Annotated in this window: 21 protein-coding genes; 10 read left to right on the plus strand and 11 right to left on the minus strand. The window is 42.8% G+C overall.

All coding sequences use genetic code 11. From position 1 onward, the window contains the following. Positions 1 to 79 precede the first annotated feature (79 nt). From HTH_RS01615 to HTH_RS01625, 3 genes are read right to left on the minus strand one after another with little or no spacing between them, the layout of a single operon-like run. Entirely contained in the window at positions 80 to 1,264 is a 1,185-nt protein-coding gene (locus HTH_RS01615) for a type II secretion system F family protein (protein WP_012962968.1), read from the minus strand. Then, the gene (gene guaB, locus HTH_RS01620) at positions 1,265 to 2,731 is read right to left on the minus strand and encodes an IMP dehydrogenase (RefSeq protein ID WP_012962969.1); all 1,467 of its coding nucleotides are present in this window, start codon (positions 2,729 to 2,731) and stop codon (positions 1,265 to 1,267) included. 21 nt (positions 2,732 to 2,752) lie between these two features. Further along, entirely contained in the window at positions 2,753 to 3,238 is a 486-nt protein-coding gene (locus HTH_RS01625) for a YceD family protein (protein WP_012962970.1), read from the minus strand. A gap of 46 nt (positions 3,239 to 3,284) precedes the next feature. Here HTH_RS01625 and HTH_RS01630 point away from each other — a divergent pair, with 46 nt between their 5' ends. Then, positions 3,285 to 4,262, plus strand: a complete 978-nt coding sequence (locus tag HTH_RS01630; protein WP_012962971.1) for a gluconeogenesis factor YvcK family protein — start codon at positions 3,285 to 3,287, stop codon at positions 4,260 to 4,262. After that, positions 4,246 to 5,775: an L-aspartate oxidase gene (gene nadB, locus HTH_RS01635; protein WP_012962972.1), complete on the plus strand. Its 1,530-nt coding sequence runs from the start codon at positions 4,246 to 4,248 to the stop codon at positions 5,773 to 5,775. Before HTH_RS01630 ends, nadB begins: the two co-directional genes overlap by 17 nt. Here nadB and HTH_RS01640 read toward each other — a convergent pair. After that, positions 5,761 to 6,054, minus strand: coding sequence for a hypothetical protein (locus HTH_RS01640; RefSeq protein WP_014462548.1), 294 nt, complete (start codon positions 6,052 to 6,054; stop codon positions 5,761 to 5,763). The genes nadB and HTH_RS01640 overlap by 15 nt on opposite strands. A 41-nt stretch (positions 6,055 to 6,095) precedes the next feature. On the opposite strand from HTH_RS01640, the gene HTH_RS01645 reads away from it, so the two are divergent. Further along, positions 6,096 to 6,527 carry a phosphatidylglycerophosphatase A family protein gene (locus tag HTH_RS01645; RefSeq protein ID WP_012962974.1) on the plus strand — a complete coding sequence of 144 codons (432 nt, stop codon included), beginning with the start codon at positions 6,096 to 6,098 and terminating at the stop codon, positions 6,525 to 6,527. On the opposite strand, the gene HTH_RS01650 is transcribed toward HTH_RS01645, so the two are convergent. Continuing rightward, positions 6,507 to 7,181, minus strand: a complete 675-nt coding sequence (locus tag HTH_RS01650) for a YhjD/YihY/BrkB family envelope integrity protein (protein WP_232500444.1) — start codon at positions 7,179 to 7,181, stop codon at positions 6,507 to 6,509. The genes HTH_RS01645 and HTH_RS01650 overlap by 21 nt on opposite strands. Before the next feature lie 88 nt (positions 7,182 to 7,269). Then, entirely contained in the window at positions 7,270 to 8,373 is a 1,104-nt protein-coding gene (locus tag HTH_RS01655) for a KamA family radical SAM protein (RefSeq protein WP_012962976.1), read from the minus strand. A 23-nt stretch (positions 8,374 to 8,396) separates the two neighbouring features. Here HTH_RS01655 and hemA point away from each other — a divergent pair, with 23 nt between their 5' ends. Genes hemA through murA form a run of 4 tightly spaced genes read left to right on the plus strand, consistent with a single transcriptional unit; the run spans position 8,397 to position 11,298 of the window. Then, positions 8,397 to 9,623 carry a glutamyl-tRNA reductase gene (hemA, locus tag HTH_RS01660; protein ID WP_012962977.1) on the plus strand — a complete coding sequence of 409 codons (1,227 nt, stop codon included), beginning with the start codon at positions 8,397 to 8,399 and terminating at the stop codon, positions 9,621 to 9,623. Beyond that, entirely contained in the window at positions 9,595 to 9,867 is a 273-nt protein-coding gene (locus tag HTH_RS01665) for an Lrp/AsnC family transcriptional regulator (RefSeq protein WP_014462549.1), read from the plus strand. The genes hemA and HTH_RS01665 overlap by 29 nt, the downstream gene beginning before the upstream one ends. After that, entirely contained in the window at positions 9,864 to 10,037 is a 174-nt protein-coding gene (locus HTH_RS09930; protein ID WP_012962979.1) for a hypothetical protein, read from the plus strand. The genes HTH_RS01665 and HTH_RS09930 overlap by 4 nt, the downstream gene beginning before the upstream one ends. After that, a complete protein-coding gene (gene murA / locus HTH_RS01670) occupies positions 10,009 to 11,298 on the plus strand; it encodes a UDP-N-acetylglucosamine 1-carboxyvinyltransferase (protein WP_012962980.1) in 1,290 nt (429 codons plus the stop codon). Before HTH_RS09930 ends, murA begins: the two co-directional genes overlap by 29 nt. On the opposite strand, the gene HTH_RS01675 is transcribed toward murA, so the two are convergent. The 3 genes from HTH_RS01675 to sfsA all read right to left on the minus strand — a co-directional run bounded on the left by HTH_RS01675 (position 11,291) and on the right by sfsA (position 13,090). Continuing rightward, positions 11,291 to 11,722 (minus strand): Hsp20/alpha crystallin family protein, encoded by a 432-nt coding sequence (locus HTH_RS01675; protein WP_012962981.1) that lies wholly within the window; start codon positions 11,720 to 11,722, stop codon positions 11,291 to 11,293. The two genes, murA and HTH_RS01675, sit on opposite strands and share 8 nt — an antisense overlap. Before the next feature lie 130 nt (positions 11,723 to 11,852). Next, on the minus strand, positions 11,853 to 12,440 hold the full coding sequence (locus tag HTH_RS01680; protein ID WP_012962982.1) for a nicotinamidase: 588 nt from the start codon (positions 12,438 to 12,440) through the stop codon (positions 11,853 to 11,855). A 5-nt stretch (positions 12,441 to 12,445) separates the two neighbouring features. After that, positions 12,446 to 13,090, minus strand: coding sequence for a DNA/RNA nuclease SfsA (gene sfsA / locus HTH_RS01685; RefSeq protein ID WP_012962983.1), 645 nt, complete (start codon positions 13,088 to 13,090; stop codon positions 12,446 to 12,448). 274 nt (positions 13,091 to 13,364) lie between these two features. On the opposite strand from sfsA, the gene HTH_RS01690 reads away from it, so the two are divergent. Genes HTH_RS01690 through HTH_RS01700 form a run of 3 tightly spaced genes read left to right on the plus strand, consistent with a single transcriptional unit; the run spans position 13,365 to position 15,106 of the window. Continuing rightward, positions 13,365 to 13,871, plus strand: coding sequence for a gliding motility protein (locus HTH_RS01690; RefSeq protein WP_425480521.1), 507 nt, complete (start codon positions 13,365 to 13,367; stop codon positions 13,869 to 13,871). Then, entirely contained in the window at positions 13,840 to 14,310 is a 471-nt protein-coding gene (locus tag HTH_RS01695) for a hypothetical protein (protein ID WP_012962985.1), read from the plus strand. The genes HTH_RS01690 and HTH_RS01695 overlap by 32 nt, the downstream gene beginning before the upstream one ends. Positions 14,311 to 14,317: 7 nt before the next feature. Further along, a complete protein-coding gene (locus HTH_RS01700; RefSeq protein ID WP_012962986.1) occupies positions 14,318 to 15,106 on the plus strand; it encodes a HEAT repeat domain-containing protein in 789 nt (262 codons plus the stop codon). On the opposite strand, the gene hemH is transcribed toward HTH_RS01700, so the two are convergent. Both hemH and smc read right to left on the minus strand, forming a co-directional pair. After that, positions 15,075 to 16,010: a ferrochelatase gene (gene hemH / locus HTH_RS01705; RefSeq protein ID WP_012962987.1), complete on the minus strand. Its 936-nt coding sequence runs from the start codon at positions 16,008 to 16,010 to the stop codon at positions 15,075 to 15,077. The two genes, HTH_RS01700 and hemH, sit on opposite strands and share 32 nt — an antisense overlap. Further along, the gene (gene smc, locus HTH_RS01710; protein ID WP_012962988.1) at positions 16,003 to 19,467 is read right to left on the minus strand and encodes a chromosome segregation protein SMC; all 3,465 of its coding nucleotides are present in this window, start codon (positions 19,465 to 19,467) and stop codon (positions 16,003 to 16,005) included. The genes hemH and smc overlap by 8 nt, the downstream gene beginning before the upstream one ends. Positions 19,468 to 19,472: the final 5 nt, after the last annotated feature.

Consider the following 19,472-nt stretch of genomic DNA (forward strand, 5'->3'; position numbering starts at 1 on the left):
ATTTTCTTACTCCTTTTAGTCTTTGTGCTGTTATTTCTCTGGAGAAGAAAAAGAAAGAGAAGCTGTTGTCAAGCTTAAATTACCTCTTTATGCCTGCGGATAGTTCTGTAATTGGCAGTATTACGCTAAAGACTACAAAGGCAACAATGATACCTATGATAAGCATAGAGAGAGGCTCTGCAAATCTTATCCAAAAGCTTATTGTCCTCATGGCCTCTCTGTCATAGAGCTCCTCAATTAGGGATAGCATTCTTTCAAGTTCACCGCTCTTCTCACCTGTGCTTATAAGATTGACAAAGAGAGGGGGAAATAGATCAGTCCTTGTAAGTACCTCCGACAAGCTTTTGCCCTTAGCGAGTTCTTCTTCAATATTATTCAAGCTATTTCTCATGTAAGAGTTTGTAATGCTTCCCCTGCTCAAAGAGAGAGCTTTTGTGAGGGGTATGCCTGATGCAATACTCATACGCAAACTTCCCGCAAATCTTGAAAGGTTAAAGTAGTAAAAGACCTTTCCAAAAACGGGGATTTTCAAAGAGATCTCGTGCAGCTTTTCTTTTCTCACAAACCTTTTCCCAAATACCATCAGAACTACAAAGGCAGGCAAAAGGTAAAAGAGGTAGCCTATTATTTTGGAGATAAAGAGCAAGACCTTTGTTATCAGAGGCAGATCCTTGCCAAAGCTTGCAAGTACAGTTGCTATTTTTGGTACCACAAACTTTACCACCACCAGCACCGATAAGATGCTTAAAACTATGACAAAAGCGGGATAAGTAAGAGAGGAAAAAATCCTTGACCTTATGTCTGAAATCCTTTGCAGAAAGTTCCCTGCTATGGCAAATATCTCTTCAAGGTTTTCGCCCCTCTCTGCGGTTTTGAGCATCTCTACCAGAAATTCTGGGAATATCTCAACCCTTTTGAAGGCTAAGTGGAGAGGTTCGCCCCTTTCTATTGCCTCCTTTATAGAGGCAATGGCGCTGGATATCTTTTTATCTTCTACCTGATGGGCAAGCATCTCAAGAGCCTTGGTGAGGTTTAACCCCGAGGATAAGAGCAGGGAGAGCTGTAAAAGTGCAAAGGAGAGGTCTTCATCGGAGGGCTTTCTCTTTATTAATTCTCTGCTCCATATACTCTTTTCCTTTTCAATCTTGATGGGCTTTATACCCTGAGAGACTAAGAGTCTGTAAGCGGTGCTCTGGTCTGGGGCTTCAATCTTACCCTTTCTAATATTTCCCTGCCTGTCTATACCTGTGTATAAGAGAGCCATCTACTCTACCCAATAGTTGGGTGCCTCTTTTGTTATAATAACATCATGAACATGTGATTCTCTGTAACCTGCGTAAGTGATCTTTACAAACTTTGCCTTTTCTCTTAACTCTCTTATATTGCTGGCTCCTACATAGCCCATGCCTGAGCGAAGTCCTCCCACCAGCTGAAATATGACATCGCTAAGCTTGCCTTTATACGGCACCCTACCTTCTATACCTTCAGGAACAAACTTTTCCATGTTTTCCTGCCCATATCTATCACTGGAGTATCTGCTCATCATGGCACCCAAAGAGCCCATCCCTCTATATACTTTGTAGGCTCTACCTTGATAATAAATGGTCTCGCCAGGAGCATCTTCTGTTCCGGCAAGTAAGTTGCCCAGCATAACTGCGCTTGCACCTGCGGCAAGAGCTTTGACAATGTCGCCTGAATACCTTATACCTCCATCCGCTATAATTGGTATGCCGTACTCTTTTGCTTCCTCATAAGCCCACATGATGGCAGTTATCTGCGGAACCCCCACCCCAGCAACCACCCTCGTAGTACATATGGAACCAGGACCCACTCCCACTTTAACCGCATCTGCTCCGGCTTTTATTAGATCCCTTACGCCTTCTCTTGTTGCCACATTTCCCGCTATCACATCCACCTGTGGAAAGTTGGACTTTATCATTTCCACAGTATCCAGCACTCTTTTGGAGTGGCCATGAGCTGTATCTACCGCTATCACATCCACATGGACAGAAACCAGCTCCTCAACGCGCCTTTTGGTATCAGGCCCAGTACCAACCGCCGCACCCACCCTGAGCCTTCCTATTTCGTCTTTACAGGCGTTGGGATACTTCTTCCTTTTGACTATGTCTTTTATGGTTATTAGCCCGCGAAGTCTCCCCTCTTTATCCACTATAGGAAGTTTTTCCACCTTGTGCCTATGGAGTATCTCCTCAGCCTCTTCTAAGGTAACCCTCTCTTGAGCTGTTATCAACCCTTCCTTAGTCATAAAGAGAGATACAGGCTTGTCGTAATCAGTGGTTTTTAGAAAGCGCAGGTCTCTGTTGGTGAGAATACCAACCAGCATACCATCAGCGTCAACTACAGGCACACCAGAAATTTTGTACCTTTCCATTATCTGCATAGCTTCCCTAACGGTATTGTGGGGATGTACAGTTATGGGTTGGAGTATCATACCACTCTCTGATTTTTTCACCTTTTCAACCTCTTGTGCTTGTTTTTCTATGCTCATGTTCCTGTGAATGATACCTATGCCGCCTTCTCTTGCCAGAGCTATGGCTAGCCTTGACTCTGTAACGGTATCCATCGCAGCAGAAACTATGGGTATGTTGAGCTTTATCCTTTTGGTAAGTTGAGTGGATACATCCACCTCGTTAGGCAGAACCTCTGAGTACTGAGGTATCAAAAGAATGTCGTCAAAGGTATATCCTTCAAAAAATTGTGCGTCTTCCATGTATTTATTATACTACCCAGATCACTCCTTTATGAACTTTTTAAGGGCAGAGAACCTTATGTCTATGCTTTGTCCTTCTTCCAGGGGAATACCTTTACATTGAGGGTCGCAGAGGGGTTTGATGGGTATACTCAGTATAATCTGCTCCCTTACAAGATTTACCAGGTCAAAGCTCTCCTCATCCTCAAAAAAAGACACATCAAGATCCTTAGGCTTTATGTGGACTATGTCCTTGGTGGGATAGGGCTCTATCCTTATATCTTCCGATAGGCTCATGTCTCTTGCAAAGAGTGAGAGACACCTACTACACTCAAGGGTAAGACTCCCCTCTATCTCCAAATGCACACGATAACCGCCCTTTTCTTTTGTGATCTCCACATACACGTTTACAGGCTCCATCAGCTCCCCCATGTCTGCAGGAAGAAGGAGTTCCTTGGGAGATATTCTGTAAAAACCCGTAAATTTGGACCTTCTCTTGAATATCTCCCTGAGATTCAGCGTAACCATAATGGTTTAAAATACTTCTTCAGAGAGAAAATTCAAGGAGGTTTCCATGAACATAGTGGCGATCGGAGGAGGTACGGGACTTTCAAGCCTTTTAAGAGGTCTTAAAAAAGAGGTGGGAGAGAGGGTAAAAAGCTTGTCTGCTATAGTTACTGTTGCCGACAGTGGGGGGAGTACTGGAAGACTGAGAAAAGCCTATAACCTACCTGCTCCCGGGGACATAAGGAACTGCATAGTTGCTCTGTCAGAGAGTGAACAGATCATGCAACAGCTTTTTCAATACAGGTTCAAGGGTGGGGAGTTGGAAGGACATGCTTTTGGAAATCTTTTTTTAATAGCGCTCACCGATATTACGGGAAGTTTCATGATGTCCATAAAAATAGCATCTCAGATACTGAGGACTAAAGGTGATATCATTCCGGCAACCGTTGGCGATGTACATCTCTGTGCCGAGTTCTCGGACGGAAAAGTGGTCATGGGAGAAGAGGAGATCACCAACTACGGTAAAGAAAATAAGGTCAGGATAAAGAGGATATGGATACAGCCGGAGGATACACTAACGCCCATAGACGCCGTAGGAAGGATTGAGTCTGCAGACATGATAACCTTTGGTCCAGGAAGTTTGTACACCAGTATAATACCCAATCTTCTTATAAAAGACATCAGGGAGGCGGTTGAAAGGTCCAATGCTCTAAAGGTTTTTATAGTCAATGCCATGACGCAACCCGGTGAAACAGATGGATTTACTGCTTACGACCATCTTATGACCTTTTTAAAGCACTCGGGGATAAAAAAGGTGGATGCGGTTATAGTAAATACCAAGATGCCTTCCAGCTCCATCCTTAAAAGATACCTGGATGAAGGCCAAGAGCCTGTAGTGCCGGATATAGCAAGAATAGCAAGAGAAGGGTTTAATGTTTATGCGGAGGACCTCATAGGTGATAAGGAAGATTTTGTAAGGCACGATCCTGACAGATTAGCAGACCTGCTGATGAGAGTTTACTATAACTATGCGGTTCTTCCTTAACTTTGACACTTCTAAGCTATCTGAGGAAAAGGTAGATGTATTGGTGTGCGGCAGTGGTATAGCAGGTCTTACCACCGCCATAACGCTGAGAGAGCTTGGGCTAAAGCCGGTGATCCTCACAAGAGGCATGGGAAATACCTATTACTCTCAGGGAGGTATAGCCTGCGCGGTCCACCCTCAGGATAGCCCACTTTTGCACTTTATAGACACTTACAAAGCCGGAAGAGGTCTTTGTCATGAGATGGCTCTGAGGGTGCTGGTTGATGAGGGTATTCAGTGTATATCCCATCTGGAAAGGTGGGGAGTAAAGTTTGATACAAAAGATGGACTTTATGAGACTACACTGGAAGGTGGACACTCCTTCCCAAGAGTGCTGAAAGTCAAGGATTATACAGGGAGAGCCATATACCAAGCTCTTTTAAAGAAAGCTCAAAGTCTTGAGATTCCCATAATCACCGGTGAACTGCAGGAAATACTCGCCTATGACGGTGTAAAGGGTGTGCTTTATTACGATGGAAGTTTAAAATTTTTAAGGGTCAAGGCTTTGGTGCTGGCTACGGGAGGAGCAGCTAGCATATTCTTGCACACATCCAATCCAGTAAAAGTCAGAGGTGATGCCATAGGCATAGCTCTGAGGTGCGCTGTAGATATAAAAAATCCCGAATTTGTCCAGTTTCATCCCACTGTTGTTGAAGGGACAAACCTGCTCATATCCGAAGCTGTGAGGGGGGAAGGAGCACTGCTGGTGGATGACAAAGGCGAGAGATTTGTAAACGAGCTTGAGCCAAGAGATACAGTAGCAAGAGCCATATACAACAAGCTAAAGGAAGGGAAAAGGGTTTTTTTAGATATGAGACCTATAAAGGGAGGCGAAAAATACCTGCAAGAAAGATTCCCCACAATAGTGGAGTTTTTGGAAAAGATGGGGCTTGACCCACGAAGGGATCTTATTCCGGTAGTTCCTGCTGCCCATTACTTCATAGGAGGTATGGAAGTTGACCTTTATGGGAGAACGCAAATCTTTGGTTTGTATGCTGTAGGCGAGTGTGCTTGTAGTGGCGTTCACGGAGCTAATCGCTTAGCTTCCAATTCCCTGCTGGAAGGGGTGGTTTTTGGACACAGGGTAGCCCACAGGATATATCACGACATAAAGTATTTTTCCTTCAGCGCTTCTCACTTTAAAAGTGAAAGAGAAGCTTTTTTAAAACCTCCCTATAGCTTTGACCATCTTAGGAAGCTCATGTGGGATGCATGCGGACTGGAGAGAGAGGAAGGGGAGCTTTTGCAAGCCATAGAAATATTAAAAAGCTGGCTCAAAGACATGGAAAAATGGGAAGATACCATACAAAACAGGGAGCTTTTGGACATAACCCTTGTAGCACTCTCTACCCTAAAAGCCTCACTTTCAAGAAGGGAAAGCAGAGGTGTGCACTACAGAAGGGATTATCCCTATGAAAGGGAAGAGTTAAGAAGGGACAGTTTAGTAAAGCTGGAGGAATTACTTGGGCTCTAACCTTTGAGTAGCTGACACAAATGTTATGCAATCATCTTGCAGGAGTTTTTTAAGCTCTGAGTGCGTAAGTGTCAAAACCAAAAAGTCCCCTCCCTCTACCTTGACTCTGTAGCTACTTCTTATTCTCTCCTTGCAAGGCTCATCCTTTACAAGCACTTTAAAGTCCATTTGACCTTCGTAGCCCCTCTCATAAAAGAGCTTAGCTTTTGGGTCAAGCTTTTTATTCACAGTAGCGCACCCTAAGGTAAAGATCATAACAAAAAGCATCAAGTACTTCATGCAAGACATTATAGCACTCTGTCAGGTATTATAATATCCCAATGCTTCAGGAGCTTATTGCAACGGGCTTTTTTGTGGGTAGGTTTAGATACGCTCCCGGAACGGTGGGGACTCTGCTGGGTATTCCCTTGGTGTATCTGTTTGCTTTTAAATGGTGGCTGGTGGCTATTCTGGGAATTTTCCTTTATCTGGTAGGTTTTTGGGCTTGTAGTTATGTGGTGGATATGAGAAAGGAGAGCGACCCCGAAGATGTAATTATTGATGAGGTGCTTGGCTACTTTTTGTCTTACATGCTGATAGAACCCACTCTTGAGTCCATCCTTGTAGGGTTTTTTACCTTTCGCCTTCTTGACATCTTTAAGCCTTATCCCATAAATCTCTTTGAAAAGCTTCCAAAAGGTCATGGTGTAATGGCTGACGATGCCATCGCAGGACTTATCAACTCCGTTATATTATTCTTTCTCTTTCATTAGCTGAATGTATTTGGCACCCGCAAGCAATACGCTAAAGGACAGATTTACCCATATAAAGAAGATGAGGATAGAACCCATGAAGCTATAAAGTGGATTTAGAGCAACCAGCTTAACTACAAATGCCGAAAACAGTTTATTAAAAAGCAGCAGAGCGCAGGAAGATAGCATTGCACCAACATAAACATCTTTAAAGGAATACTTTCTTGGTAAAAATAGAGTGTAGGTAAGAAATATCAGGACCCAGAAGGTGAGGAGATTTATAAAGTAAAAGAGGTAAGCGTTGTAATTACCCAAGTAAACTTTGAGAAAGGAGTTTAAAAAGAAAAGTAGAGAAAGACAGAGAGTATAGAGAAGTACCAAAGCTGGTGTTTTTACCCAAAAGACCCACTCCTTTTCGGATCTTGCTTCTGAAAGCACATAAAGAAATGCTCTGTACAAACTCTTAGAGAAACTTACAGAGAAAAAGTAGGCAACAGTGAAAGATAAAATAGAGCCTGATGTTCTGTGCTGATACACTTTTAGTATTTCAAGGATCACTCTTTCAGCTTGTTCAGGAAAGAGTAAAACAGCGTAGTTTATTATTTTATTAAAGTCAAAGAAAGGCAAAAATGAAGCTAAAAAGCTGGAAAAAAGTATCAAAGAACCCAAGACCATAATGAAACTGTAAGTCAAAGAAGAAGCATGATACGTATAGCCTTCGGTTATTGATATATAAATAGTGTAAAGAATATACTTAATGCTTTTAAACATCCGTAATCTCGTATTCTACAACATCTCCAAAGGGACTTCTGAAGGTGAACTTGTCACCTTCCCTATTGATTATGTAGTTGGGCATCAGGGGGACTTTGCCTTTACCACCTGGCAGGTCCACAGCGTAGGTTGGTATTCCCATGCCAGATATCCTTCCTCTGAGATATTCCATAATCTCAAGTCCTTTATCTATGCTGGTTCTGAAGTGAACAGCTCCTTTTACGGGATCGCAGTGGAAGAGATACTGGGGCTTTACTTTAATCCTGAGAAGTCCCCTAAAAAGCTCCAGCATGGTCTGAGGGTTATCATTCACTCCCTTCAGGAGGACCGTTTGGTTGTTTATGGGGATACCTCTTCTGAGTAGTCTCTCTACAGCTTCCTCCGCCTCTTCCGTGATCTCCTTAGGGTGGTTAAAGTGGGTGTTTATCCAGATGGGAGAGTACTTCTCTAAGATATCAAGAAGTTTGTTGTCAAAAAAGCGCTGAGGAGCAAGTACCAAAAGTCTTGTGCCAAAGCGTATGATCTCCACATGTTTTATCTTTCTCAGCTGGGAAAGTAAGTATTCAAGTTTTTCGTAACTCAAAGAGAGAGGCTCTCCTCCAGATATTAACACATCTCTTATCTCTTCATGCTCTTTTATATACTCAATCATTTTCCTCAGCTCTTCTGTGCTTCTTGACCTTTCACCTTGAGCAAATATCCTCTTTCTCATACAGTGCCTGCAATAAACGGCGCAGAAGGTAGTGACGCTCAAAAGAACCCTATCCCTGTATCTGTGGGTGAGTCCGGGCACCTGCCCTTCCTCTCTGAAGGGATCAGGCTCTCCAAGTCTCTGCGCATTTTCATCTACTTCCTCTCTGCGCGGTATACACTGAAGTCTTATAGGGTCGTTGGGGTCTTCTGGCTCAATGAGAGAAAAGTAATGAGGAGTTATGGCAAGTGGATAAATGCCCTTGGTCCTTTCTATGCCTTCTACTTCCTCTGGCAGAAGCTTTATGTACTTCTGTATATCTTCCCTTGTCTTTAACCTGTTTTTTATCTGCCAGCCGTAGTCTCTCCAAAGGTCCTTTGGTATGTTCTCAAAAAATCTCCTCATAAAAGGCATTATATTATTATGTGATGGATCGCATATTTGTATGGGGGATTAACTTTAAAACTGCCCCTGTTGAGTACAGAGAAGGGCTTGCCTGTAGCAGAGAGGAAACCGCTTATTTGCTTAGCATCTTAAAGACCATCAAAGGTGTTGAGGAGCTAATCCTTCTCTCAACCTGTAATAGAGTTGAGCTTTACGCGGTAGCTCAAGAGTATGCCTGTATGGAAAACTTAGTGAATACTTTGCTTGAGCTCAAAGGTGCAAGTTGGGATCTAAAGAGATACTCCTTCCTTTTGCAGGGCAAAGAAGCTATACATCACATATTCAAAGTAGCTTCAAGCCTTGACTCTATGGTAGTGGGTGAGACGCAGATAACCTCCCAATTTAAAGATGCCTTCAGCATTGCTAGAAATGTAGGCACTGTTGGAAAGGTGTTGCACAGGCTATACGAAAAAGCTCTCAGGACTGCAAAGAGGGTCAGAACCGAGACGGGTATAAGTAAGAATGCGGTATCTGTTAGTTATGTAGCTGTAGACCTTGCCAGGAAGATTTTTGGAAATCTCAAAAAGGCAAAGGTGCTTTTGGTGGGTGCGGGGGAAATGGGAGAGCTTGCTGCAAGATACTTAAAAAAGCTTCAGGCGAGCCTGTCTATAACTAATAGAACTTACGAAAAGTCGGTAGATCTCGCCAGAGAACTGGAAGGGCATGCCTTGAGGTTTGAAAGTTTGGAAGATTACCTTTACGAATTTGATATAGTGATACTTTCAACCGCTTCAAAAGAGCCTATCCTGAAAAAAGATATGGTTAAAAAAGCTATAAAGCTTAGAAATTACAAGCCCATGTTTATCATAGACATATCTGTACCAAGAAATGCAGACCCTTCCATCAACGACCTTGACGAAGTTTTTTTATACAACATAGATGACCTGAGAAGCATTGCGGAAAAAAATCTCTCCGAGAGGCTAAAGGAGAAAGAAAAAGGCGAGATCATAGTATGGGACGAGGTAGAGAAGTTAGTAAAGTGGCTTGAACTTCTAAAGGTGGAAAGTTACATCATAAAAATAAAAAACAGATGGAAGGATGTAGAAGCCAGAGAGCCGGCAGTGAGAAAGCTCATCCACTCAGTTATAGAAGAGATAAGAAAACAACCATCTTCAGCGGAGAGATTGTTTAAAATATTCGTTCAGGAGGTAGATGATGGAGACACGTTCAGAGGGTTATCCTATGTCCATAACAGAGCTGATGGAGCTTGAATCTGAGTACTCAATAAAGGCTTATATACTTATAAAGGCTGACCCAAGGGAGATACCCTCCATAATGCTTGCTCTTTCCACCTTTGATGGTGTGAAAACTGCAGATGTAGTTACGGGGCCTTACGACATAATAGTTTTTGCAGAGCTTCGCAATCAAGATGAGCTGGGCAGACTGGTTATAAACAAGATACACTCCTTAGAAGGTGTCAGAGAAGCTCTCACCTGCGTAGTGGTCAAAATATGAAGTATCCACAAATTTTGGAGTACGAAGACCGCATAGTAGTTATATACTCAGCGGATGAGCCCAATTACACGGAGGAGGATGACGGTGTGATCCTCTTCTACTCAAAGAAAGGGGATGTGGTAAAGATTATAATAAAAAAGGATGAAAAGCATCACATCATATACTTCTGATTACTTGGTTATAGAGGGAGGACACAGATTAGTAGGTAAGGTGAGGATTTCAGGCTCCAAAAACGCATCTTTGCCTATAATGATGAGCAGTTTGCTTACTGATGATGTATGTTATATAGAGGATGTTCCCGACCTTCTTGATGTAAGAAGCACTATTGAGCTTTTGCAGGTGTTTAATGCAGAGGTATCCTATCATCAAGGTAAATTGAGATTGGATGCTTCAAAGATAAAGAGCTTTATCGCACCTGACTACATAGTGAGGAGGATGAGGGCATCTGTGCTTGCCATGGGACCTCTTTTGGGAAGATTTGGTAAAGCTGTAGTAGCAATGCCCGGTGGGTGTTCCATAGGTGTAAGAGCCATAGATCAACACTTAAAAGTATTTGAGAGAGGTGGGGCTCGTATAAATGTACAGCACGGCTATGTTCATCTTGAGGTGGACAAAATAAAGCCTGTTGAGTATACCTTTGAGGTGGTGACAGTGACAGGTACCGAAAACGCACTTATGTTTTTAAGCAGATGTGAAAAGAGAAGCATACTTAGAAACATAGCTATAGAGCCTGAAGTCATGGACCTGGTGGAGGTCCTAAGAAGCATGGGTGTAAGCATAGAGATAGATGGTAGGACTGCCATAGTGAGGGGAAGCAGAGAGCTTAAAGGTTTTGCTCACAGAGTTATACCAGACAGGATAGAGGCGGGTACTTTCTTGGTGGCGGGTTTTATAACAGGTGGAGATATAGAGCTTGAAAATGTGCGCGTTGATCATTTAGGTAGCGTGATAGAAAAACTCAGAGAGGCGGGAGCTTGCGTTGAAGTATCTTCTGATAGAATCAGAGTTTATTCTAATGGAGGGGGTATAAAACCTCTCTCTATATCTACTTCCGAATATCCTGGCTTTCCTACGGATATGCAGGCTCAGTTTACATCCATGTGCTGTCTGGCAGAGGGCTTGTCAGAGATAACGGAAAACATCTTTGAAAATAGGTTTCAACATGTGGCAGAGCTTCAGAGAATGGGTGCGGATATACACATAAGGGGAAGAACAGCTTTTATAAAGGGTGTAAAAAAGCTTACCGGTGCAGAGGTTTTCTCAACGGACCTTAGAGCTTCTGCCAGTTTAGTCCTTGCAGGTTTGGTAGCAGAAGGGAAAACGGTGGTAAGGGATATATATCACCTTGACAGGGGATACGAGAGACTTGATGAAAAGTTAAAAAGCTTAGGAGCGCCTGTAGAGAGGCACTCCATTACTGATGTCATTTGATCTCTATCTTTTTTTCCTTTGATACCTCAGACTTGGGGAGCCTTATTTCCAAAATACCGTCCTTATACTCAGCTTTCACCTCTTCAGCCTTCACATCTACCGGCAGAGTCAACACCCTTTCAAACTTTCCGTAAACTCTCTCTAAGCGATGAATGGTTTCAGTCTTTTCCTCGCGCTCTTCCTTCTTCTCTCCTCTTATGTGTAGAGTATTGTCCTTTATACTCACCTCGATGTTCTCCTTTTTCACACCGGGCAATTCTGCCTTAACAACTATTTCATTATCCGTTTCGTACATCTCAACAGCAGGTGCAAAAGCTCTTTCTACCTCTTCTCTTGGCCACATTTCTTCAATAAGCCTGTCAAACTCTCTTCTAATTCTCTCCAGTTCAGCAAAAGGGTTCCACAACGCGATGCTCCTTCTCATGGCCCTCACCTCGCTATCCAAACACCGCGGCGTTTGGGCTGGGGTATTTTTATACCGCCTTTCTTGTGCTGTCCCTTCCCCAGCGGGCGGTATTGGGACAGCTTACATAATTTAAATATATTCTTATTTCTTACGCAGTCAAGTTTTCAAACTCAATGGCTACAGCACCTGAGCTTAGCATCTCATCTATTGCTCTTTCTGTATCACCAGGTTTTACATCCACACCTTTTGTAGCATCAATAAGAAGAAATGCCTGATATTCCAAGTTAAGGGCTCCCATCACCGTATTTTTCACACAGTAATCCGTTGCCACACCTCCTACAAAAACCCTCCTTATGCCTCTCTCTTGGAGTAAACTGTCTAGCATAGTTCCCTGAAAGCCCGAATAAGCGTCAAAGTCCCTACTGGTTCCCTTGGATATGATAAACTTGTTATCTTTTGGTATGCGTAGATCTTTATGAAACTTAGCTCCTTCGGTATTTTGAACGCAGTGGGGTGGCCACACTCCACCATTTTCTAAAAAAGAGATGTGATCGGGGGGATGCCAATCCCTCGTAAAATAAACAGGAAGCCCTCTTGAAGAGAAAATATCTATATAAGCGTTGAGCTTAGGCACTATCTTGTCGCCATCTGGTACTGGCAATGCACCCCAAGGCATAAAATCGTTTTGCATATCTACTACTATGAGTGCATCCTTATCCGTCAATTTTACTCTCATGGCTTTTACCTCCAAAGCACTTCTACCTCTTCTTTTAATTTAATTTCCTCCAAACTCACCTTGCAATTGTAAGCCACCACCCGATGACCTAAGCTTTTAAAAACCTTTAGTTTGTTGGCAAAAATTGGGTCCATCTCCCTATTGGGAGAAAAGGCATAGGCATCTTCCCTCTGGATTACAAAAACCATCTTAGGCGTGTATTTAGGGTAAGCCTTTATGAGTAGGTCTATGTGTCTGGATCCCCTTTGCGTAGGTGCATCCGGAAATAGGGCAATACCATCTCTTACAAGATTTACAGACTTCACTTCAATAAGCTCCTTACCTACGAGAAGATCCAGCTTACCACCCACCACCTTAGGCTCATACACAAGCTCACCTGCAGGCAACCCTTCCGCATACAGTTTAGGTGCAATTTGCGAATCAAGGCATACAAGGATACCTTTTTCACCCTCCGCCAACAGAAGTTCATAAGAGTACTTACCTTTATCTTTCTCCTTTAGGTATACACATGTTCCCTCTTTTAAAAGCTCGCTTAATCTTCCGGTATTTCTTAGATATGCAAAATGCTCTTTATCTTTTATGCGCACAACACACACGAAGCGATTAATTCGCTTTACAAATTCGCCACTTACAAGAGAGGGAAATCTCATTTTAGAAAAGCCCCACCGGGCGGTGGGGCAAACAATTAGGGGAGGGAGGGGGAGGGAGTTTATCACTCCCGCTTTTTTCAACCCACAGTTATTATAATATATCACTAAAAAATATTTGTCAAGGGGGAATGAGCCTGTTAAAAAAATCCTCAAATACCAAATTCTCAGCGTTGGCAAAAACAGCACAGCTCTCAAAAGCAAAAGACGCAATAAAAGGAGCGTGGTAAAGTCAGGGACTTTTGGGAAGAGTTCTTTTAGTCTTTCTTCCAGATCTCTGAGGGAGGGGTTTTTTTCTTCATTCTCTTTTCTGGAAAAGCTCAAGGAAATTTATAGCAGCTGTGTATACGACAGACTTCATCAGCAGACAAGGGAAGGCAGAACCGTTTATCTGGATGTGCTCAGTCTCAAGCTAAAAACCCGCTTGGAAGGTGTTGAACTTATGGTCTCTTTGTTTACAACACCTGGGCAGAAAAGATATTCAATTCTCAGACCTTGGCTTTTTGGACATACCTTCGCGGTAGTTTTTGTATTTGACTCTTCAAGAGGTGTGGAGGAAAACCTTGAAAGCTTTCGGGAGATAAAGGATTCAGATAAGGTAGTTGTTCAAGCAAACAAAAGGGATGCAGAGGGGGCTGTCCCACTTGAAGAGATAAAAAGAATTTTTGAAAACTATACAGTTATCCCTGCAGTGGCAAAGGATGGCGTAGGCGTAATAGAAACTTTTAAGGAAGCTCTGAGGATAGCTCTCCATGGTGCGGGAAAAGCTTTTAGACCTTCTTAAGAGGGCAAAGCCTACACTTGGACCTATAAGCAGAGATGCTGTGAACCTCAGCTGGATTCTTGAGATGCACAGCTGGTCACTTCAAACAGGCGTCTATACCTTTCAATCCCTTGAAAGATCATCCCTCTTGCCTATGGTTGATGGCCATCTTTTGGGAAGTTTAGAAGACAGCTTTGACATGCTAAGTTTTTATAGAACTACTAAAAACGCACTTGTGCATACTTTCAAATTATCTATTCCTCTTGAATTACCTCTTCGCAAAGCCAACCCCATATGGATTAACTTGGAAAGCCTCAGCTTTAACCTAAAGGAATTTTTTAGAAAAATAGAGGACTTTGGGACTACAGGTTTTGTAGAGGTGGAGGACAGGATAAAGAAAGAAAGGGGATACATATTTTTGTACAACGGTCTTGTAGTTTCTGCAAAAGTAGGAGAGTGATACCGCATTGAAGCGTATTCTCAGAAGTCTTTCGGAAAATGCCTGCCTTTTGAATATTTATGAGCTCAATCATATTACACTTGAATTTCTTCTTTCAAAACCAAAGCTTCTTTCCTACTTTTGGGACTTTGAAGAAGCGGAGAGATTCTTGAAAGAGATCTCTAAAAGACACGCAAGCCTTACCGCACTTTTGGTAAGCGTGTCTCTGTACGAATACGGATACAGGATGTATATGGATGGTGAGGTAATTTATGAAGAAGGCTTTGACACTGAAGCTCTATTTTTTGAAATTTATGTTATCAAAAGCTTTATGGAGCTCAATTTTCTTAAACCTGAGGATTACATATCTGAACATGAGAAAATAAAGGTACTCAAGTCAGATGAAAAATCCACGATAATTTACTTCTGCCCAGCTTGCTGGAGCATTGTATCTCAGAAGGACATAACATGTCCCAATTGTGGCTATGACCTCACAGAGTTTCATAACATGCCCTATGAGTATAAGCTCCTTATGGGGCTTGAGCATCCTGTAGTGGAGATGAGGATGAATGTAATACACACTGTAGGTGTAAAAGACCTAAAGGAAGCAATGCCACAACTTGAGTACATGATAAACAGAGAGTCTAACCCTATGCTGCTTATGGCTGTGGTAGATGCCTTGGCTAAGATGTCTCACCCCGAGGCTCTGGAGCTTCTTAGAAAACTTGCTCACCATACCTATCCCATAATACGCTCAAGGGCTAAGTATGCTCTGGAGAAAAGGCTCACTGGAGGGAGGAGATCACCAGCTGTCTGAGGGCTTCTATGAAGCTGGGATGATCCTTTAGGGTGGGTATTCTCACAAAGCTCTCAACTCCCAGGCTTTCTGCCAAGCTCTTGTATTGTACATCCAGCTCGTAGAGGGTTTCCGAGTGCTCACACACAAAGGATACAGGTATTAGAGCCAAACGCTTGACACCAGATTTTATAAGCTCTTCTATGAGTTTATCTGTAAAGGGCTCTAACCATTTAACAGGACCTATCTTACTCTGGTATCCCAGAGCATAAGAAACCTCAGGGAAGTGTTCCATTATAAGCTTTACAGTCTCCTCCGTCTGGTCTTTGTAAGGGTCTCCTCTTTTTATCACTTGGACGGGTAGGCTGTGTGCAGTAAACAAGAAAAAGTAGCTTTCCCAGCTCTGAAGATGCTCTTTTATGTTCTCTACCATGGCTCTTATGTAAGCAGGGTGATTGTGATAGGAGATTATTCTTATCACCGGCACCTGGGGAAAGCGCTTGAAGACTCTTTCAAACTCGTTAAAAGACGACCCTGTGGTGGTTTTGCTGTACTGCGGATACATGGGAAGAAGCACTATCTTGCTTATATCTTCGGTAAAAAGCTCTCTTAGAGCTTCTTCAGTAAAGGGATGCCAGTACCTCATGGCTACTACAACTTTGTAATTCTCTCCCAGCACGTTCTGAAGAGCTTTTGCCTGCTGCTCTGTCTGTTCTCTCTGAGGAGATTTGCCTCCCATGACCTCGTAGTAGTGTTTGGTCTTTTCGGCTCTTAGCTTTGCTATCAGGCGAGCAACTGGCTTTTGTATGAGTCTTGGTATCTCTATAATATCGTGGTCCGAAAAAAGGTTGTAAAGGAAGGGCTCAACCGCAGAGAGACTGTCGGGACCTCCCATGTTTAGAAGCACAACACCTATCTTACTCATTGGAAACCTCTACAAGCATGTTTTTAACGGGAAATACCTTTGAGACTCCTCCTCTCATGCTCACACCGATGAGTTTGTCCGCATACGATGCCAGCACTTCTCTCAAAGTGACTACGATAAACTGCGCCTTCTGGGACCTTTTTCTTATGAGCTGCCCTACTCTCTTGGCATTTGCCTCATCAAGATGTGCATCCACCTCATCAAAGTAATAAAAGGGTGATGGTTTGTAGTCCTGTATGGCAAAGATAAGGGATAGGGCAACCAGCGTCTTTTCTCCACCTGATATGGCTTCTAAGTATTGCACTTCTTTGCCTTTTGGCTTTACCACCAAGTTTATACCGCCTGAAAAAGGGTCTTCGGGCTTCTCTACCTGCATGTAGGCTTTCCCACCGGGAGAAAGCTCAGCAAAGACCTTTTTGAGGCTTTCGTTTATACTCTCAAAAGCCTCCGTAAAAGCATTTAGCTTCTTTGCCTCTATCTCTTCTATCATATCCCTTATTGCCTTCTTCTCTTGGTTAAGTCTTTGGTATCTTTCGGTGTAATCTCTGTGTCTTGCCTCGTACTCTTTGTAATCTTCCTCCGCCTTAAAGTTTATGGTTCCAAGCTCTTCCATCTGCTTGCGTACCTTCTCCATGACTTCTTTTATCTTAGTGTAGCCCTCTTTTACATCCTGCACATCTCCAAAAAACTCTAAATCACGGAGCTTTTTTGTAGTTTCGTTTAACTTTTCCTCAAGTTTAGCTTTTTCCATCTCATACTTGGCAAGCTCTTCCCTTTTGGTCTCTTCTTGCATTCTCAGCCCACCTATGCTGGCTTGCAAGTCCCTGCAAACATCCTCCAGTTTATCCCTCTTTGAGTAAAGCTCGTATGCAGTGCGTTCAAGGTCTTTTACACTCTCCTCAAGCTTTGCCTTTTCTTCTTTTAGCTTTTTTATTCTTTCCTCTGCCTCTTTCACAGCACCTGCGGCACTCTCAAGGAAAGCCATCTTCCTTTTTATCTCCATCTGGAGATTTTGAAGGTCCTTTTGCACATCCTTTAGTTTCATATTGAGTGAGAAAAGATGCTCTTTGAGTTTGTCAAGATTTTTCAGTTCTCTCTCGTAGCTTTCCCTAAGGCTCTCTATGCCCGATTCTCTGTAATGCTCCAGTATGGATTGCTTCTTTATTAAAAGGTTGTTTAGCTTTTCCTCAAGGTAAAAAACCTCCTGACCCAAAGCCTCTCTTTCTTTTAAAAGACCCTCTCTTTCCTTGGCAAGCACCTCCAAGTACTCCTGTGATTTTCTGAGCTTATCTTCCATTTCCTTTATCCTCTCAAAACTCATCTTGTCGGACTCTTCTGTGTCTTTGAGGCGCCTCTCAAGTATTTTCAAAACGCCCTCCTTTTCTATAAGTTCCTGTCTTACAGTTTTTAAAAGTCTTTCCACCTGCTCCTCTTCATCTTTTAACCTTTTCTCCATCAGAGAGAGCCTATCTACCTCTTTAGCATAAAACTCCCTTCCAAGCTCTCCCTTGCTTTGTGCATCGCCTCCACTTATTACACCGCTCTTTTCAAAAACCTCACCTTCCAAGGTGACCATTCTGTAAGTGCCTATCCCTAAATCTTTCGCACTTTGAAAGTTCTCTACCAGAAGCGTGTCCCCAAATATAAATCTTACTGCCTTCTCAAACTTCCTGTCGTATTCTACAAGGTTAACCACGAAGTCTATAAAGCCCTTTCGTCTTGGATAAGGGGGAAGGCTTGGGACCTTTATTCTGCTAAGGGGTATAAAGTTCATTCTGCCACCCTTTACCTCTTTTAGCCTTTCTATGCAAGCTTTTGCCACATTCTCATCTTCCACCACCACATAAGAGAGCCTTGCTCCGCCGGCGGACTCCACCGCTTTTATATACTCGTGATCTTTTACCCTTATAAGCTCAGACCCCCTTCCATAAACACCCTCTATACCCTCAAAAGGTAGTGTGTCCCCCTCGGAACTCATAAGCTTAGCTTCCAGCATAGCTTTCTCTTTTATTAACTCCTCTCTTTCTTTTCTTATTCTTCTTAACCTCTCTTCAAGACTTTCAAGCTCCTGCTTCTTCTTTCTTAAAGACACCTCCTCCTCCTTCTGCATCTTGCGGTAGTTTTCCATCTTCAGTATGTTTTCCCCCATCTGTGATTTTAATTTTTCCTTCTCCTCTCTAAGTCTTTGCATCTCTTCCATGATCCTCTCTCGTTTGAGGTCCATCTCCCTTAGCTTTATATCTATGCTTGAGAGAAGACGCTTTTTGCTATCCAGATCCTTCCTGATGATGCTTATCTTCTCTTGAGTTGCTTGGGCTTCTTCAAGGGATACTTTTAGTCTCTCCTCCTTACTTTTTAAGGCTGAGTAAAGAGCTTTAGCTTCCTCCTCCTTTGCCGATATTTGCCTTTCCTTCTGTGTTATAAGACTATTAATGTGTTTTTCTTCCTCAAGAAGGGTTTCAAGGTTCGCTCTCAGACTCCTTAGATGACTTTCGCTCCTTAGTATCTCTTCCTGCGTTTCTTCTCTCTTCTTTATAGCCTCTTTTATGCTTTTTTCTAAGTATTCTATGTCCGAGCTTATCTTCCCAAGTTTTTCCCTGAAGGGAAGGAGTTGGTCGTTTACTGACCTTAGTTCCTCTTCCCTCTGTTGGTATTCAAGTTCCAAAACCTTCAGTTTTTCCCTTATTTCTAAAAGCTCCTTTTTCCTCTCCTCTATGAGTGCCTGCAGGTTCTCAATACTCTGGCTGGTAGCTTTTGCCTCCTTCATAAGAAGTTTTATATGTAGGTCTCTTAATGTGTTTTCCAATTCCCTATATCTTCTGAGTTTTCTTACATCCTCAGAAAGTCTTTCCATCTGGACTTCCATCTCGTCTATGAGTAGTCTAAATTCTCTTAGCTTGAGCTCCACTTCTCCCAAGTCAGCAAGAGCTTTTTGCTTTTTTTCTTCGTATTCACCTATGCCTGCCACTTCCTCTATGAGCTTCCTCCTCTCAACTGGTGTCATCCTCAAAAAGCGTATAACATCTCCCTGCAATACTATGTTATAGGCGTTTTCGTAAAGTCCTGCTTTTGCAAGGAGGTCTTTCAGGTCCCTCTCCCTTATCACCGACCCGTTTATCCGAAAGATGCTTCTGCCGTCTTTGTCTACTTTCCTTGAAATTACTATGATGCTGTCTTCTAAGGGAAAGGTGCCTTCGTTTTTAAAATGAACCTCCACATAGGCGTGATGGCTACTGTCTGAGTCTTTTGTGTATATAAGGTAAGAGAGGTTTTTAGCTCTGAGGGTTTTAGCAGTTGCTAAGCTCAAGGCAAAGGATATGGCATCCCCTATGTTGGACTTTCCCGCACCATTTGGACCAACTATACCTACAAAACCTGGTCCTAAGGGGATCTCCACCCTCCCCTTTCCGTAGGACTTAAAACCCTCCACCACTATCTTTTCTATCCACGCCCCCATTATTA

Source organism: Hydrogenobacter thermophilus TK-6 (assembly GCF_000010785.1).
Classification (GTDB): domain Bacteria; phylum Aquificota; class Aquificia; order Aquificales; family Aquificaceae; genus Hydrogenobacter; species Hydrogenobacter thermophilus.